Source organism: Plantactinospora sp. B6F1, assembly GCF_040120695.1.
Lineage (GTDB): Bacteria > Actinomycetota > Actinomycetes > Mycobacteriales > Micromonosporaceae > Plantactinospora.
Window position 1 is genome coordinate 52392 of record NZ_JBEEAC010000022.1, and the last position, 16179, is coordinate 68570.

Annotated in this window: 14 protein-coding genes; 13 read left to right on the plus strand and 1 reads right to left on the minus strand. The window is 72.6% G+C overall.

The annotated features are described in order from the left end of the window. The first annotated feature begins 119 nt into the window (after window positions 1-119). The 8 genes from ABNF97_RS24370 (at window position 120) to ABNF97_RS24405 (ending at window position 11290) form a co-directional block, all read left to right on the plus strand. Window positions 120-539: a TraR/DksA family transcriptional regulator gene (locus tag ABNF97_RS24370; RefSeq protein WP_130460673.1), complete on the plus strand. Its 420-nt coding sequence runs from the start codon at window positions 120-122 to the stop codon at window positions 537-539. Window positions 540-577: 38 nt separating this feature from the next. Next, window positions 578-1222 (plus strand): signal peptidase II, encoded by a 645-nt coding sequence (gene lspA / locus ABNF97_RS24375; RefSeq protein ID WP_486484904.1) that lies wholly within the window; start codon window positions 578-580, stop codon window positions 1220-1222. 77 nt (window positions 1223-1299) lie between these two features. Next, window positions 1300-2178, plus strand: a complete 879-nt coding sequence (locus ABNF97_RS24380) for an RluA family pseudouridine synthase (protein ID WP_130460671.1) — start codon at window positions 1300-1302, stop codon at window positions 2176-2178. Window positions 2179-2216: 38 nt separating this feature from the next. Continuing rightward, window positions 2217-3329 (plus strand): hypothetical protein, encoded by a 1113-nt coding sequence (locus tag ABNF97_RS24385; RefSeq protein WP_349339928.1) that lies wholly within the window; start codon window positions 2217-2219, stop codon window positions 3327-3329. 441 nt (window positions 3330-3770) lie between these two features. Then, window positions 3771-5243 (plus strand): MinD/ParA family ATP-binding protein, encoded by a 1473-nt coding sequence (locus ABNF97_RS24390; RefSeq protein WP_502930549.1) that lies wholly within the window; start codon window positions 3771-3773, stop codon window positions 5241-5243. 415 nt (window positions 5244-5658) lie between these two features. Beyond that, window positions 5659-9198, plus strand: coding sequence for a DNA polymerase III subunit alpha (gene dnaE, locus ABNF97_RS24395; protein ID WP_349339930.1), 3540 nt, complete (start codon window positions 5659-5661; stop codon window positions 9196-9198). Window positions 9199-9286: 88 nt separating this feature from the next. Continuing rightward, on the plus strand, window positions 9287-10231 hold the full coding sequence (locus tag ABNF97_RS24400; protein WP_349339931.1) for an endonuclease domain-containing protein: 945 nt from the start codon (window positions 9287-9289) through the stop codon (window positions 10229-10231). Between the two features lie 252 nt (window positions 10232-10483). Next, complete coding sequence (locus tag ABNF97_RS24405; protein WP_486484902.1) at window positions 10484-11290, plus strand: DUF2567 domain-containing protein; 807 nt, start codon at window positions 10484-10486, stop codon at window positions 11288-11290. Here ABNF97_RS24405 and ABNF97_RS24410 read toward each other — a convergent pair. Beyond that, entirely contained in the window at window positions 11205-11951 is a 747-nt protein-coding gene (locus ABNF97_RS24410; protein ID WP_349339933.1) for an LON peptidase substrate-binding domain-containing protein, read from the minus strand. The two genes, ABNF97_RS24405 and ABNF97_RS24410, sit on opposite strands and share 86 nt — an antisense overlap. Before the next feature lie 195 nt (window positions 11952-12146). Here ABNF97_RS24410 and hisD point away from each other — a divergent pair, with 195 nt between their 5' ends. The 5 genes from hisD to hisH all read left to right on the plus strand — a co-directional run bounded on the left by hisD (window position 12147) and on the right by hisH (window position 16126). Beyond that, entirely contained in the window at window positions 12147-13481 is a 1335-nt protein-coding gene (gene hisD, locus ABNF97_RS24415; RefSeq protein ID WP_130460666.1) for a histidinol dehydrogenase, read from the plus strand. Further along, entirely contained in the window at window positions 13478-14632 is a 1155-nt protein-coding gene (locus ABNF97_RS24420) for a histidinol-phosphate transaminase (protein ID WP_349339934.1), read from the plus strand. Before hisD ends, ABNF97_RS24420 begins: the two co-directional genes overlap by 4 nt. Before the next feature lie 71 nt (window positions 14633-14703). Beyond that, the gene (gene hisB / locus ABNF97_RS24425; RefSeq protein WP_130460664.1) at window positions 14704-15315 is read left to right on the plus strand and encodes an imidazoleglycerol-phosphate dehydratase HisB; all 612 of its coding nucleotides are present in this window, start codon (window positions 14704-14706) and stop codon (window positions 15313-15315) included. After that, the gene (locus ABNF97_RS24430) at window positions 15315-15488 is read left to right on the plus strand and encodes a CG2302 family histidine operon protein (RefSeq protein ID WP_165436591.1); all 174 of its coding nucleotides are present in this window, start codon (window positions 15315-15317) and stop codon (window positions 15486-15488) included. Before hisB ends, ABNF97_RS24430 begins: the two co-directional genes overlap by 1 nt. Next, entirely contained in the window at window positions 15485-16126 is a 642-nt protein-coding gene (hisH, locus tag ABNF97_RS24435; RefSeq protein WP_349339935.1) for an imidazole glycerol phosphate synthase subunit HisH, read from the plus strand. The genes ABNF97_RS24430 and hisH overlap by 4 nt, the downstream gene beginning before the upstream one ends. The last annotated feature ends 53 nt before the right edge of the window (window positions 16127-16179 follow it).

Below are 16179 nucleotides of genomic sequence, written 5' to 3' on the forward strand. Positions count from 1 at the left end.
CGGTCGCGCCCGCCGGAGCGACCGCACCGTGCAGGACCCGCCGGACCGCCACGGGAGCGTCGGAGGTTCCTGTTCAGGCACGGCCGATCGCCGCGGAGTCCGCGGCCGAGGGAGCGACGATGGCTAAGCCCGCAGAGACCAGGACGGCCGGCCGCAAGTCGGCCCCGAAGGCGTCACGGAGCGCCGCGGAGACCGAGAAGATCCGCGCTGCCCTGGCGGCCCGCCGGGACGAGCTCCGTGCCGAGTACGATCAGACGCTGAGCGAGATCACCGAGCTGCAGCGCGACCGGTTGACCGACTCGGCCGGGGACGACCAGGCCGATACCGGCACCAAGACGTTCGAGCGGGAGCAGGAGATCTCCCTCGCCAACAGCATCCTGGAACGCATCACCCAGGTGGAGCGGGCACTGGAGCGGCTTGACGAGGGCAGCTACGGCTGGTGCGAGCGGTGCGGCAACCCGATCCCGGTGGAGCGGCTCGCCGCGTTCCCATCCGCCACGCTGTGCGTATCGTGCAAGCAGTTGGAGGAGCGCCGGTGAGCCCCACCGGGTGGTGAACCTCAGGAAAGGGATCCCTGCTGAACATCGACGACGAGCGGACGACCACCGACGACGGGCCGGCCGTCGAGGCCCCGACGACCGGGCCCGGCCCGGCCCGACCCGCACCGGCGCGAAGCCGGCGGACGGCCGTCACGGTACTGCTGGCCACCGCCGTACTGGCCTGGCTCGCCGATCTCGGCACGAAGCACCTCGCCCTGGCCGCCCTGACCGACCGCGACCCGGTACGCCTGCTCGGCGGTGCGGTCTACCTGACCCTGACCCGCAACAGCGGAGCCGCGTTCAGCCTCGCCTCCGACCACACCTGGATCTTCCCGCTGGTCACGGCCGGCGTGATCGGCTGGATCGGCTGGATGGCGATCCGGCTGCGCTCGCTGCCGTGGGCCATCTCGCTCGGCCTGGTACTCGGTGGGGCGCTCGGTAACCTGACCGACCGGATCTTCCGCGCCCCCGGTGTCTTCGTCGGGCACGTGGTCGACATGGTAAGCCTCTTCGACCCGTACGGTCAGGTCTGGCCGATCTTCAACCTGGCGGACAGTGCCCTGGTCACCGGCGTCGTCCTGGCGGTGCTGCTGGAGCTGACCGGCCGGCAGCGGGACGGCACCCGACCGCGCTCCCGGCCGGGGAACGCCGGGACCGAGTCCGAGCGACGGGACCTGTCGTGACCTCCATCTCCGACGCGGGTCCGACGCGGCCCGCAGGCGACCGCCGCTCACTCCCGGTGCCCGACGGACTCGACGGCATGCGCCTGGACCAGGCGGTGTCCCGGCTCTTCGGCCTCTCCCGCACCGTGGCGGCCGCACTGGTCGAGGCCGGTGACGCCCTCGTCGACGGTGCGATTCGGCCCAAGTCCGACCGGGTCTCGGCCGGCTCCTGGCTGGAGGTGGTGCTGCCGGCGCCGCCCACCGCGCCGACCGTGATCCCGGAGACGGTGCCCGGACTGCGGGTGCTGCACTCGGACGAGGACATCGTGGTGGTCGACAAGCCGGTCGGGGTGGCGGCGCATCCGAGTCCCGGGTGGACCGGCCCGACGGTGATCGGCGGGCTGGCCGCGCTCGGGCACACCATCGCGACCAGCGGCGCCGCCGAGCGGCAGGGCGTCGTGCACCGGTTGGACGTCGGCACCACCGGGGTGATGGTGGTGGCCAAGAGCGAGCAGGCATACAGCCTCCTGAAGCGGGCGTTCAAGGCGCGCGAGGTGGAGAAGCGCTACCACGCGGTGGTGCAGGGCCACCTCGACCCGCTGCGCGGCACGGTCGACGCCCCGATCGACCGGCACCCGATCCACGACTACCGGTGGGCGGTGATGGCCGGCGGCAAGCCGAGCATCACCCACTACGACACCCTGGAGGCGTTTCCGGCGGCGAGCCTGCTCGACGTACGGCTGGAGACCGGGCGTACCCACCAGATCCGGGTGCACCTCTCCACCCTGCGGCATCCGTGTGTCGGTGATCTGACATACGGTGCCGATCCCACCCTTGCGGCCCGGCTCAGGCTCACCCGCCAGTGGTTGCACGCCCGCGAGTTGGCCTTCGCTCACCCCCGGACGGCCGAGCAGGTCCGGTTCGTCAGCGACTACCCTGACGACCTGGAAGTTGCACTCCGCATCCTGCGCGACTGACCGACCGGCAGGGATCACCCGACGAGGGAGTTACGTCCGTGCGCCTCGGCGACCTGTTGCGACAGTTGGACAACCGACTGTTGCCGCCCCTGGCCCGGGGCATGGCCCGGCTCGGGCACGGCCGGCTGCGGCTCCGACTGCTGACCACGGTCGCGCTGTTCTGCTCGGCGGCCGTGCTGGTCACCGCCGTCTGGGCGGCCGACCGGCGGCCGGTCGGCGACCCGACCGTCGGCGAGGTGACCCGGGTAGGGGTGACGCAGGGCCAGTCCATCCCCGGCTACGTGGAGGCGAGCCGGGGAGAGCTGCGAGCACTGGTCGAGGCCGCTGCCGCCGACCCGGCCCAGCCGACGTACGCCCTGGTGACCATGTCGGCCTACCTGGCACCGGACCGGCTGACTCCGGTACTGGCCGGGATCGGTGTCTCGGAGGTCTTCGCTCGGCTGTGGCGTCCCGGCACCCAGACCGAGATCGTGCGCATTCCGGCCCTGCGGGTTCCGGACGACGTGGTCGCCGGGATGGCGGAGGTCGCGGCCCGCAAGGACCAGGAGGCCCGGGACTATCAGGAGCGGGCGGCCGGGGTCACCGGCGACGGTGCCCGGGAGCGCGAACTGCGGCTGTACTACGCGAGCGGGGCCCGGGTCGCCGACGAGGAGGCGACCGCCTACCGGGCCGGGTGTTCGTGCGTGTACGCCGCCGTGGTGCGGGGCGATCCGGCCGTGCTGGAACGGATCGCCGCCCGACCCGAGGTTCGGGCGGTGGATCCGGCGCCGGAGGTGCGGCGGCTGGATCGAACCGTCTTCACCCCGCCGCTGCCCGAACAGGACGACGTGGCGCGCCCGCCGGCCGATGCGAGCATGCCGGCGACCGACGACGGGCCGTCGGCCGGGGGTGAGCCGGGGGCGGACCCGGCATCCCCGCCGACCTCGGCCGGTCCGGTGGCCGATCCGCCCGACCCGCCGGCCACCGCCACCGCCGGCCCGACCGGTCCGGGGGTGACCGAACCGCCGCCCACCGTGGACGCGCCGGTCGACGACCCCCCGCCCGAGCCGGACCCGTCGGCCGACTCGCCACTGGTCGAGAACTCGTCGAGCCGGACGGCGCCGGAACCTTCGGCCGATCCATCCGCGACCGGAGTGGGCGGCGGGACATGACGACGCGGGGCACGATGGACGTCTGGTCGACGGCGGGCACGCCGACGGCGGTGGGTGCGCTCCCTAGGTGGCCCGAATAGGGTTTGCTTCGTAGCCTGTCAGGGCGGGGACCGATGGTGCTGGGAGGGGCGAGCCGTGGACGGCACCGAGACCGGCTGGGGCCGGCCGGCGGAATCAGCGCCGCGTTGGCGGGCGCTGCTCGACCGGGCTCTGCACGGTGGCCGGACCGACGAGCAGCAGGTTCCCGACGAGCGACCCGGGTCGGGCCCGGCCGCCGACGGCGGGCGTACCGCCGGCCGGCACCCCGGCAACGGCCATCCGGGCGGGCCCGACGCCGACCCCTGGACATCGTCTCCCGGTCACCCGCCCGCGCCCGGCTATCCACCCTCGTCCGGGTACGCCGCCGGGGCCGGTCATCCGGGGGAGTCCCGTTACGCCGCTCTGGAGAGCGGTTACCGGCCCGATCCCGGATTCGGCGGCGGGCGCCCGCCCGAGCCCGGCTATCGACCGGGCCCCGGCCATCCCGCCGAGCCCGGCTATCGGCCCGGCCCCGGCCATCCCGCCGAGCCCGGCTATCGGTCCGGCCCGGAGCACCGGCCGGGCGCCGACCGGCGGGAGCCCGACCACCCGGGCGGAGGTTACGGACGCGACCCCGGCTTCCGGCCAGACCCGGAGTCCTTCCGGCCAGAGCCCGGCTACCGGCCCGAACCGGTGGAACCCTACCGGCCCGAACCGGCTGGCCCGGACTTTCCCGGCGAGTCCCGCTACGCCGCGCTCGGCGGTGGCTACCAGCCCTCGCCGCCGGTGGTACCGGCGCCGCGTCCGGCCCTGCCGGGCGCGCCGGCCCCGGCCCGCCGCCCCGACCCGGGCGCCGGGTCGGCCCTGCCGCAGCGGGCGGCGCCGGCCCCGGCCACCGGCCGGTCGGTTCCGGCACCGCGTAGCGCGCTGGCGCCGTCGGCCGCCCCGCCGATCGTCCCGGTACCTGCCCCGGCACCGGGGCATCCGCCGGCCGCCGGCTATCCGGCGACGGACATCGGGTACGCCCCGGTGTCCCGCCGGGCCAGCGTCGAGCCGTATCCGAGCCGGCAGCAGCGTTCGGCCGACCCCGAGGTGGAACGCGCCCGGAACGTGCTCCGCCGCGAACTCGGCTCTCCCCGGGTGATCGCCTTCGCCAACCCGAAGGGCGGCGTGCACAAGACCACGGCGACGGTGCTCGCCGCCGCGACGGTGGGCAGCGTACGCGGCCGTGGCGTCCTCGCCTGGGACGACAACGAGCTGCGCGGCACCCTCGGACTGCGGGCCGGCAGCGCCCGGCACGCCCGGACGATCCGGCACCTGGTCGCCGACCTGATCGAGATCGAGGTGCTGCCCAGCACCCAGCTGATCGACCGGCTCGACGACTACCTCCGGCACGCCTCCGACGGCTCGTACGACGTGCTGGCCGGCGAGGAGAGCCCCCGGTTCGCCCAGCGTCTCGACCAGCACACCGTCCGGCGGGTGCTGGAACTGCTCCGCCGCACCCACGACGTGATCTGTGTGGACACCGGCAACAACGTGGAGAGTTCCAACTGGCAGACGGTGCTGCGCGCCGCCGACCAACTGGTGGTCACCACGGTGCCCCGGGAGGACGCCGCGTTCACCGCCGACTGGATGCTCGACCTGCTGCACGACATCGGCATGGGCGAGCTGGCGGACAACGCCGTCACCCTGCTCTCCTGCCCGACCCCGGGCCGGTCCCCGCTGCTCGACGACCTGAAGCGGCACTTCGCCACCCGGACCCGTGCGGTGGCGGTGGTGCCGTACGACCCGGCGCTGGAGACCGGCTCGTCGATCGAGTACGCCCAGCTGGCCCAGGAGACCCGGGACGCCTGGATGCAGGCGGCGTCGATGATGCTGGAGCCGTTCGCCCGCTGACCCGCCGCCGCGCCGCGGGAAGCTCGCGCTCTACCCGGGAAGACTCGCGCTCTACCCGGGAAAGAGTGGCCGTCCGGTGGGTATGGGCCACTCCTTCCCGTCAGTAGTGCGATCACTCCGCAGCAGTGCGATCACTCCGCGACGGATCGGGTGGGGTGGAATGTGGGACAGCTCGCCTGGTCGGGTGTCAAGCCTGGAGAGAGACGGGCCCTGGGGCTAGGCTCGGTGGCCGGCAGCCGCGCCGGCGGGGTCCGACCCCGTGCCGGGGGCGCACGGTTCGCGCCGTCCGGCCCGCACCTGGCCGGCGTCGCGCGGTGCTGCCGTTTGGGGGATGCGTCGCTGGGTGACCGGCAGCCGCCGTCGACCTTTCCGTCGGCGGGCCGGCCGGCGGCCGCGTGAGGGAAGGGGGCCCTGGGTGTCTGACTCGTTCGTGCACCTGCACGTGCACACCGAGTATTCGATGCTCGACGGGGCAGCCCGGCTCAAGGAGTTGTTCGCCGAGACCGCCCGGCTCGGCATGCCGGCGCTGGCGATGACCGACCATGGCAACCTCTTCGGCGCGTACGACTTCCACAAGCAGGCCAAGGCCGCCGGGGTGAAGCCGATCATCGGGGTGGAGAGCTACCTCACCCCGGGGACGGATCGACGGGACCGGACCCGGGTCCGGTGGGCCGACGGTGGCGAGAACGACGTCTCCGGTGGGGGCGCGTACACGCACATGACGATGATCGCCGCCGACGTGGACGGCCTGCGGAACCTGTTCCGGCTGAACTCGCGGTCGAGTCTGGAGGGTTACTACTTCAAGCCGCGGGCGGACCGGGAACTGCTGCACCAGTACGGCAAGGGGATCATCGCCACCACCGGCTGCCCCTCCGGGGAGGTGCAGACCTGGCTGCGGATCGGGAACTTCGACAAGGCGTGCGAGTCGGCGGCGGAGTTCCGGGACATCTTCGGGGCGGAGAACTACTACCTGGAGGTGATGGATCACGGGCTCGACATCGAGACCCGGATCCGGCAGGACCTGATCCGGCTGGGCAAGAGGCTCAACCTGAAGCCGGTGGCCACCAACGACCTGCACTACACCTACGACAAGGACGCGGACGCGCACGAGGTGCTGCTCTGCGTGCAGTCCGGGTCGACGCTGGCCGACCCGAAGCGGTTCAAGTTCGACGCCCGGGACTTCTACCTGAAGTCGGCGGCCGAGATGCGCACGTTGTGGGACTCCGAGGTGCCGGGGGCCTGCGACAGCACGCTGGAGATCGCCGAGCGGATCGGTGACTACTCCGAGCTGTTCGCGTCGCGCAACCTGATGCCGCAGTTCCCGGTGCCGGCGGGGGAGACCGAGGAGACGTTCCTGCGCAAGGAGGTGCTGCGCGGGCTGGAGCGGCGGTTCCCGGGCGGGGTGCCGGAGGACCGGCGCCGGCAGGCCGAGTACGAGCTCGACGTGATCCTCAAGATGGGCTTCCCGGGCTACTTCCTGGTCGTCGCCGACCTGGTCGCGTATGCGAAGCGGGAGGGGATCCGGGTCGGGCCGGGGCGTGGTTCGGCCGCGGGCGCACTGATCGCGTACGCGCTCGGCATCACCGAGTTGGACCCGATGGCGCACGGCCTGCTCTTCGAGCGGTTCCTCAACCCCGACCGGGTGTCGATGCCCGACATCGACATGGACTTCGACGAGCGTAGGCGCGGCGACATGATCCGTTACGCCACGGAGAAGTACGGCGAGGAGCGGGTCGCGCAGATCATCACGTACGGCACGATCAAGGCGAAGGCGGCGATCAAGGACGCGGCCCGGGTCCTGGGGTACCCGTTCGCGATGGGTGACCGGATCACCAAGGCGATGCCCCCGGCGGTGATGGGCAAGGACATCCCGCTCGGCGGCATCTTCGACCCCGGCCACCCGCGCTATCCGGAGGCGGCCGAGTTCCGGCAGCTCTATGACGGCGACGGCGAGGTACGCAAGGTCGTCGACACCGCCAAGGGCCTGGAGGGGCTGAAGCGGCAGTGGGGGGTGCACGCGGCCGGGGTGATCCTGTCCCGGGATCCGCTGGTCGACGTGCTGCCGATCCAGAAGCGGGAGCAGGACGGCTCGATCATCACTCAGTGGGACATGGGTGCCTGCGAGACCATCGGCCTGCTCAAGATGGACTTCCTCGGCCTGCGCAACCTGACCATCATGGACGACGCTCTGGAGGCGATCCGGGAGAACCGGGGCGAGGAGCTGGTCCTGGAGGACCTGCCGCTGGACGACAAGGCGACCTACGCCCTGCTCGGCCGGGGTGACACCCTCGGGGTGTTCCAGTTCGACGGCGGTCCGATGCGGGCGCTGCTGCGGTCGATGGCGCCGGACAACTTCGAGGACATCTCGGCGGTCGGCGCGCTCTACCGGCCCGGCCCGATGGGTGCGAACGCGCACAACGAGTACGCCGACCGCAAGAACAACCGCAAGCCGGTGGTGCCGATCCACCCCGAGCTCGCCGAGTCGTTGCAGGACATCCTGGGTGACACCTACGGGCTGATCGTCTACCAGGAGCAGGTCATGGCGATCGCGCAGAAGGTGGCCGGGTACTCGCTCGGCAAGGCCGACCTGCTGCGTCGGGCGATGGGCAAGAAGAAGAAGGAGATCCTCGACAAGGAGTTCGCCCCGTTCGCCGCCGGGATGAAGGAGAACGGCTACAGCGACGCGGCGATCAAGACGCTCTGGGACATCCTGGTCCCGTTCTCCGACTACGCGTTCAACAAGGCGCACAGCGCCGCGTACGGGGTGGTCTCCTACTGGACCGCCTACCTGAAGGCGAACTATCCGGCGGAGTACATGAGCGCGCTGCTCACCTCCGTCGGCGACGACAAGGACAAGTCGGCGGTCTACCTGGCCGAATGCCGGCGGATGGGCATCAAGGTGCTGCCGCCGGACGTCAACGAGTCCAGCGCCCGGTTCGCCGCGGTCGGCACCGACATCCGGTTCGGGCTGGCCGCCGTCCGCAACGTCGGCGCGAACGTGGTCGAGTCGATCCGCCGGTCCCGCAGGGAGAAGGGCAACTTCACCGACTTCTACGACTACCTGCGCAAGGTCGACGCGGTGGCCTGCAACAAGAAGACCGTCGAATCGCTGATCAAGGCGGGTGCCTTCGACTCGCTCGGGCACACCCGCAAGGGGCTGCTCGCCGTACACACCGACGCGATCGACTCGTTCATCGCGCTCAAGCGCAACGAGGCGGTCGGCCAGTACGACCTCTTCGGCGACGCGTTCGGCGGCGGGAGCGACGGCGACTCCGGCGGCGGCATGGTGGTGACCCCGCCGATCCCGACCGGCGAGTGGGACAAGACCGACCTGCTCACCTTCGAACGCGAGATGCTCGGCCTCTACGTCTCCGACCATCCGCTCTTCGGCGTCGAGCACGTGCTCGCCGCCGCCGCCGACATGTCCATCGCGGCGCTGGCCGAGGAGGGCGGTGTCGCCGACGGGCAGGTGGTCAACCTGGCAGGCATCCTCTCCGGGGTGCAGCGTCGGATCACCAAGCAGGGCCGGGCCTGGGCCTCGGCGACCCTGGAGGACCTCGGCGGCGCGGTCGAGGTGCTCTTCTTCCCGAACACCTACGAGTTGGTCGGGCAGTACATCGCCGAGGACGCGATCGTGGTGGTCAAGGGCCGGATCGACCGCCGCGACGACCAGCCCCGGCTGATGGCGATGGACCTCTCGATGCCCGACATCACCGCGGCCGACGAGGTCAAGCCGGTGGTGCTGGCCCTGCCGCCGTCCCGCTGCACGCCACCGCTGGTGGAACGGTTGCGCGAGGTGCTGACCAGCCATCCGGGCTCGGCCGAGGTGCACGTCAAACTCGTCAACGGCTCCCGGGCCACCCTGCTGCGGCTCAGCCCGCTCCGGGTCGCCCCCACCACCGCGCTGATGGCCGACCTCAAGGCGCTGCTCGGGCCGAGCGCCGTCGTGGGCTGAGCTTCGCGCGGTGGCGCGGCGCTTTGTGCGCGCCGAGTGTCGTGATAGCGACAACCACTGCGCACACAAACTACGGTTTGATCAGTGGGTGCGGGACGGGGCTGGCGGACTGGAGTGGTTGCTGTTCGAGCAGGCGGGGGTGGTCACCTGGAGTCAGGCGGTCGCGGAGCTGACTCCCTCGAAGGTGCGGCACCTGCTCAACACCGGCCGCTGGCGCCGGGTGTCCCACAATGTGCTGGTCACGCAGGGCGGCCAGTTCACGCGGGAACAGCAGTGGTGGGTGGCGGTGCTCGCCGCTGGTGACGGCGCGCTGCTCGCCGGTCTGGCGTCGGCCCGCGCCGGCGGGCTGCGGGGGACGTGGCGCAGCGATGTGGTCGACGTGCTCGTTCCGTACGGCAAGAGGGCTCCGAACCTGCTGCGCCGGCTGCCGTTGGGTCTGCCGGCCGTACGGGTACGCCGAACTCGGCACCTGCCCGAGGCTGACCGTCAGCGGGGCCGGCCCGATCGCACCACGATGGCTCGGGCCCTCGTCGACGCGGCACAGTGGGCGCCCACCGACGACGAGGCGCAGACGATCCTCGCGGCCGGTTGCCAGCAACGCCGGGTCACGCCGGCCGAAATCGACGCGGTGATCGAGCGGATGCCTCGGCTGCGACGTCGGGCGCTGATGCGACAGACGATGGCAGACGTGGCGGGTGGAGCGGAGGCGCTTTCCGAGATCGACTTCATCCGGCTCTGCCGCCGACACCGGTTGCCGTCGCCAGATCAGCAGGAGCGTCGCAGGGACGCCAGCGGTCGGGCCCGCTATCTCGACGCCTACTGGCGGCGGTGGCGGCTGCACGCGGAGGTCGACGGCGCGCACCACATGGAGGCCCGACACTGGGCCGCGGACCTGCGGCGCCAGAACGAAATCTGGGTGGCCGGCGACCGCATTCTGCGCTTCACCGCCTTCGACGTGCGCCGCAAACCCGAGTACGTGGCGGCACAGGTGCGCGCCGCGCTCGAAGCCGCTGGCTGGCGCGAGAGTCCGTGACCACTTTCTGGCCGGCGTACGACCAGCGTACGGGCCGGATCGCATTGACCGGAGGACATCGCGCTGCCTCGGAAGCAGGTTGGGTGGTTTCCTGTACCGGGCCCCCCAGTGCTGGGCCGGGCCTGAGAGGATCATTCGGTGAGTCCGGCAACCTCCCGCCCCGACGGCCCGTTCGGCGATGGCGACGACGACCGCCCCCAGCCAACTTCAACTCCGGCTGCCCGCTCCGATCACGACGGCCCCGACGCCGCGCTGCGGGCGGACGCGCTGGACGCCGGACCGGTGGGCGCCGGACCGGTGGGCGTCGGGGTGCCGCCGGAAACGCCGGCTGGCTCGTACGGCTCTGGGCCCGCGGACGGCCCCGGATCGGCCCCTCCGCTCGGGAACCCCGTCGTCCCGCCTCCGGTCGGCGGCGATCCGGCCCCTCGACTGGTCCGGGGCCGGGCGGTACACGTCGGTGCGCTGCTGGTGTTGATCCTGCTGGGGATTCCGTTCGGTCTGGTCTGGTCGGCGGTGTCCCCCGGTGTGCCGGTGGTGCAGACCGAGGACGGGGCGCTGCTCGGCGCGCCGCAGCCGGAGGAGTTCATCGCCGCCGACGCCTGGTTCAGCGTCCTCGGATTCGGTCTCGGAGTGCTGGCCGCGATCGCGATATGGCTGCTGCTGCGCCGCCACCGGGGCCCGGTCGGCATCCTGGTGGTGGTGCTCGGCATGCTCGGCGCGGCTGTGCTCGCCTGGCAGCTCGGTCGGCAGATCGGCCTGTCCGGCTACGAGCGGCTGCTCGCCAGCGCTCCGCCGGGAACGACGTTCAGCAAGCCGCCGGACCTGCACGGCGGGCAGTACGATCTGCTGCTCGGGTTCATCCCCGCCATTCAGGACCTGCTGGTGCCGGCATTCGGCGCCGCGGTGATGTACACCCTGCTGGCCGGCTGGTCCCGGTATCCCGGGCTGCGGCCCGACGCCGAGCCGGCGCCGGTCAGTTGGGACTCGCCGGCACCGCCAGCTCCGTCAGCGGCACCGGCACCGCACGCACCTGACGCAACAGAGCCGCCTCGCGATTGAGCAGCCGCAGCTCCGCGCTCAGCCGGCCGGCGGTGTCCGGCGTCGCCAGCAGCCGCTGCCGGTCGGCGAGGGTGAGCGCGGCGGTCGCGGCCACCAGGTGCGACAGTACGGTCGGGTCGTCCGGCAGCTGTTCGGAGATCTCCTCCTGGTCGTCCCGGACCAGCGTGAGGTAGCGCCGGAAGACCGCGAGCACCCGGGGCGCGAGCAGGTCGGCGAGCTGCTCCTGCCCGGCCGGCTCGGGCAGCCACTCCACCTCCGCGGTCAGGTACGGGGTGGGGCCCTCCTCGACGCGGGCGATCCGGAACCGTCGCCGGCCGACGGTGACCACGTCCAGCCGGCCGTCCGGCAGCTCGGTCACCTGCCGGAGTTCGGCGGTGCAGCCGACCTCGTGCAGGGTGACCGGTGAACCGTCCGGACGCCGGTCGGTCAGCTCGGGCGGCGACACCGACTCGGCGCGGGACTCCGGGCCCGGGCCGGCGGAGACCGATGCCGACCCGCCGCTGCGGATGGCGACCACCCCGAACTGCCGGGGCGTGCCGTCCGGCAGGGCGCGCAGGTGCCGCATCAGTTCGAGGTAGCGCGCCTCGAAAATGTGCAACGGCAGGACCAGACCGGGAAAGAGCACCGTCCCGAGCGGAAACACCGGCAGCCGCGCGTCCACCGGTCGAGCCTAGCCCGTCGACTCCGGCGGTGGACCGCTCCGCCGGTCGATCGTCCGCCGCCGACTCGGCCCCTCTTTCTTACGGCCGCCGTCTCGCCCCTCCTGAGGTGCTCCGGCTCAGGGTGGTCGGGCTCACCGTCCCGCCGGCTGGGCGGACGCGGTCCGATCGGTGGGCGCCCGAATAGACTGCCAAGGGTGTTGAACCGGATCGACCTGCGCGGTGGTTGGCGCGACCCGCGCGCACTGCTGCCCCGTGCCCAGCTTGACGTCTCCCTGGCGGTGGAGAAGATCCGCCCTATCGTGGAGGCGGTCCGCGAGCATGGCTTCCCGGCCATCCAGGACGCCACCCATCGGCTCGACGGCCTGCGGCTGGACCGGTTCCGGGTGCCGGCCGAGACGATCACCGAGGCCGAGGCGACGCTGGAGCCGGAGGTCCGGACCGCGCTGGTCGAGGCGATAGACCGGGCCCGCCGGGTGCACGCCGACCAGCGGCGGGCCGACGTGACCACCGAGGTGGTCCCGGGCGGGACCGTCACCGAGCGCTGGGTTCCGGTCGACCGGGTCGGGCTCTACGTCCCCGGCGGCCTCGCCATGTACCCCTCGACCGTGGTGATGAACGTGGTGCCGGCCCAGGTGGCCGGGGTCCGTTCGCTGGTGGTGGCGAGCCCTCCGCAGCAGGAGTTCGGCGGCCTGCCCGACGCCCGGGTGCTGGCCGCGTGCGCGCTGCTCGGAGTCGACGAGGTCTACGCGGTCGGTGGTGCCCAGGCGGTCGCCATGCTGGCGTACGGAGCGGACACGGACGTCGACGGAGAGACCCGGTGCGAGCCGGTCGACATGATCACCGGCCCGGGCAACATCTGGGTCACCGCCGCCAAGCGGCTGCTGCGCGGCGTGGTCGGGATCGATGCCGAGGCCGGCCCGACCGAGATCGCCGTACTCGCCGACGAGACCGCCGACCCGGTGCACGTCGCGGCCGACCTGATCAGCCAGGCCGAGCATGATCCGCTGGCCGCGAGCGTGCTGGTCACGCCGTCGGTGGAGCTGGTCGAGGCGGTCGACCGGGAGCTGCGTCGCCAGGTGCCGGAGACCAAGCACGCCGACCGGATCGGCACCGCGCTCGGCGGGCCGCAGAGCGGTGCCGTGCTCGTCGACGACCTCGAAGCGGGACTGCGGGTGGTCGACCTCTACGCCGCCGAGCACCTGGAGATCCAGACCCGGGACGCCCGGACCTGGGCGATGCGGGTACGCAACGCCGGGGCGATCTTCGTCGGGCCGTACGCGCCGGTGTCGCTCGGCGACTACTGCGCCGGTTCCAACCACGTGCTGCCGACCGGTGGCTGCGCCCGGCACTCCTCGGGACTGTCGGTGCAGTCCTTCCTGCGCGGCATCCACATCGTGGAGTACGACGAGGCGGCGCTCCGCGACACCGCCCGGCACGTGGTGACGCTCGCCAACGTGGAGGACCTACCCGCGCACGGCCAGGCGGTCCGGGCCCGGTTTCCGGAGAGCACCGGCGGGGTGGTGGCGTGACCTCCCTCTCCGACCTGCCGATCCGGGACGACCTGCGTGGGCGTAGCCCGTACGGGGCGCCGCAGCTCGACGTGCCGGTGCGGCTGAACACCAACGAGAACTCGTACCCACTGCCGGAGCCGGTGGTGGAGGCGATGAGCAAGGCGGTCGCGGCCGAGCTGCGGGACCTGAACCGCTATCCCGACCGGGACGCGGTGGCGCTCCGTGCCGAGCTCGCCGACTACCTCGGGCACGGACTCGGCACCGCGAACGTGTGGGCGGCGAACGGCTCCAACGAGGTCCAGCAACAGCTGTTCCAGGTCTTCGGCGGGCCGGGGCGGACCGCGCTCGGCTTCACCCCGGCGTACTCGGTGCATCCGCTGCTCGCCACCGGCACCGGCACGGCTTGGCGGGACGGCAGCCGGGGTCCGGACTTCGGACTGACCGTCGGCGACGCCGTGGCGCAGGTCCGGGAGTATCGGCCGGACCTGGTCTTCCTCTGCTCGCCGAACAACCCGACCGGCACGGCCCTGGATCCGGCGGTGCTGGACGCGGTGCTGGCCGAGGCACCCGGGATGGTGGTGGTGGACGAGGCGTACACCGAGTTCTCCCGCCCCGGCACCCCGAACGCGCTGGCCCTGCTGCCCGGCCACCCCCGGCTGGTGGTGACCCGGACCATGAGCAAGGCGTTCGGCTTCGCCGGCGGACGGCTCGGCTATCTCGCCGCCGACCCGGCGGTGGTGGAGGCGGTGCAGCTCGTTCGACTGCCCTACCACCTCTCGGCGCTCACCCAGGCCGCCGCCCGGGCGGTGCTGGAGCACCGGGACCTGCTGCTCGGCACCGTCGAGGTGATCAAGGAGCAGCGGGACCGGATCGTGGCCGGGCTGCGACAGCGCGGTCTGACGGTCGCCGACAGTGACGCGAACTTCGTGCTCTTCGAGGTCGGCGGCGACCAGCGGGTGGCCTGGCGGACCCTGCTGGATCATGGGGTGCTGGTCCGTGACGTCGGGCTGCCCGGCTGGCTGCGGGTCACCGCCGGCACACCGCAGGAGACCGACGCCTTCTTCGCCGCCATAGAATCGGTGCCGACCGGCTCCGACTCCGGCCCGGCCGGCCCGGCCGTGCCACCGGCGGCCACCGGCCCGGCGCCGACCGAGACCGGGACGGTGTGATGCGTTACCGAACAGCAGGTCGGCCGGCCCGGACACCAGGTCGGCCGCCCCGGACAGCGAAAGGTCCTACCGTGAGCAGAACCGCCCGGGTCGAGCGGACCACGGCCGAGACCAAGGTGCTCGTCGAGCTGGATCTCGACGGCTCCGGACAGGCCGACATCACCACCGGGGTCGGCTTCTACGACCACATGCTCCACCAGATCGCCCGGCACGGTGGTTTCGACCTGACCGTGCACACGGTCGGCGATCTGGAGATCGACGCCCACCACACCATCGAGGACACCTCGCTGGCCCTCGGCACCGCCTTGGACCAGGCACTCGGCAACAAGATCGGCATCCGGCGGTACGGCTCGGCCACCATTCCGATGGACGAGGTCCTGGTCCGGGCCGCCGTCGACCTCTCCGGTCGGCCGTACGTGGTGCACGACGAGCCGGCGCTCGCCCCGTACATCGGGCCGGTCTACCCGACCAGCATGACCCGGCACATCTGGGAGTCCTTCGGGCAGTCCGCCCGGCTGACCCTGCACGTCTCGGTGCTCCGGGCCGCCCGGCCCGGCGGGCACCCGGACGCGCACCACGTGGTGGAGGCGCAGTTCAAGGCGGTCGCCCGGGCGCTGCGCGAGGCGGTGACGATCGATCCCCGGTCGGCCGGCGAGGTGCCGAGCACCAAGGGGCTGCTCTGATGGACACCGTCCTGCCCGTGGCGCTCTTCGCGCTGGGTGGCGTGCTGATCGGTGGTGCCTGGTCGCTGCACCGGCAGGGCGCCCCGCGGCAGATGCTCTGGATCGTGGGCCTGCTGGCCGTACTCGCCACCGTCGGTGGCGTGCTCTGGCTCGTACCGGGAGCGGATGGATGATCCCCGACCGGCCGGCGCCGTCCCGGGTGGTGGTGTTGGACTACGGTTCCGGCAACCTGCGCTCCGCACAGCGTGCGGTGGCCCGGGCCGGCGCCGAGGTGACGGTCACCGACGACCTCGACGCGGCGGCCGCCGCCGACGGACTGGTGGTACCCGGGGTCGGCGCCTTCGCCGCCTGCATGGCCGGGATCGACGCACTGCGGGCCGGTCCCGTGATCGCCGAGCGGGTCGCGGCGGGCCGGCCGGTGCTGGGCATCTGTGTCGGCATGCAGATCCTCTTCGAGTACGGCGAGGAGCACGGCGTCGTCACCAAGGGACTCGGCCTGCTGCCCGGCGGGGTGACCGGGCTGACCGCCCGGCGGGTCCCGCACATGGGCTGGAACACCGTGGCACCGCCGCCGGGATCCCGGCTCTTCGCCGGCCTGCCGGCCGGCACCCGCTTCTACTTCGTGCACTCCTACGCCCCGGCCGACGCGGCCGCGCTGGCCGCCGCCGGTGCGCTGCCGACCACCGCCGAGCACGGCGGGCGGTTCGTGGCGGCGGTGGAGCGCGGGCCGCTGTCGGCCGCACAGTTCCACCCGGAGAAGTCCGCCGAGGCCGGCCGGACGCTGCTGCGCAACTGGCTGGCGACGCTGTGACCGCGTCCCGGTCCGGGGCCGTCCCGGCGTGGCGCGCGGGGGCCGTCCCGGTC

What these genes read in the sequence shown, in the direction of transcription:
- ABNF97_RS24370 (WP_130460673.1), top strand. Translation starts at nt 120, where the DNA reads ATGGCTAAGCCCGCAGAGACCAGGACGGCCGGCCGCAAGTCGGCCCCG.
- ABNF97_RS24380 (WP_130460671.1), top strand. Translation starts at nt 1,300, where the DNA reads ATGCGCCTGGACCAGGCGGTGTCCCGGCTCTTCGGCCTCTCCCGCACC.
- ABNF97_RS24430 (WP_165436591.1), top strand. Translation starts at nt 15,315, where the DNA reads ATGGACACCGTCCTGCCCGTGGCGCTCTTCGCGCTGGGTGGCGTGCTG.
- hisH (WP_349339935.1), top strand. Translation starts at nt 15,485, where the DNA reads ATGATCCCCGACCGGCCGGCGCCGTCCCGGGTGGTGGTGTTGGACTAC.